The 566-nt window shown below is 33.0% G+C and carries 2 protein-coding genes; both read right to left on the reverse strand.

The features are described from left to right. On the reverse strand, positions 1–159 hold a 159-nt coding region (locus tag BWI92_RS29040; RefSeq protein ID WP_409024771.1), incomplete at its 3' end, for a PG0870-related protein. Positions 160–318: 159 nt separating this feature from the next. After that, the coding region (locus BWI92_RS27655) for a hypothetical protein (RefSeq protein ID WP_176464574.1) at positions 319–566 on the reverse strand (248 nt) is incomplete at its 5' end.

Here is a 566-nt window from a genome sequence, read left to right on the forward strand (position 1 = left end):
CCAATTTTTTTTTTTTYYWWTTTTTTCTAAAAAAAACTTCGGAGTTAGATGATATGCACAATTTACTTCTCTGTTGCACCTACCAACCTCATCTGGCATGTAATTACCATTCTCATTGTCCCAATATCTTTTAAAGTTCGTTTGCCGCAGCTTGAACACTTGTACAACCTAGTCAGAGCTGTTTAATCTAATGAATATCTAAAATCATAGTTTTAAAAGTTGTAGTTTTAAAGTTACCTACTTACCTAAAGTGTCTTATCTTATTAATAATTAGCACTTTATGAGATTTGTGTATAGGTAGGTAAGAACGGATTGTAGCTATCTTGTAAAGTTACCTAAATATGTTAATTTGCTGGTTATGAGAATATTACTTGTAAATAGGTAAGTAGGTAACTTAATTTCTAGMACAACTCTAATGTATTTGTGAATAGCATTGGCCGACTGATTACTTGCGATGACATTAGGAGCAGCCACTGTGCTAACAGGAGCTTTGTATGCCGTATCTAATACCATTCTACCATCTTTCATTTCAAACTTGATGGGTAGATGTTGACGGAATTCTTTGT

The sequence above is a fragment of the Flectobacillus sp. BAB-3569 genome (assembly GCF_002270355.1).
Taxonomy (GTDB): Bacteria; Bacteroidota; Bacteroidia; order Cytophagales; family Spirosomataceae; genus Flectobacillus; species Flectobacillus roseus.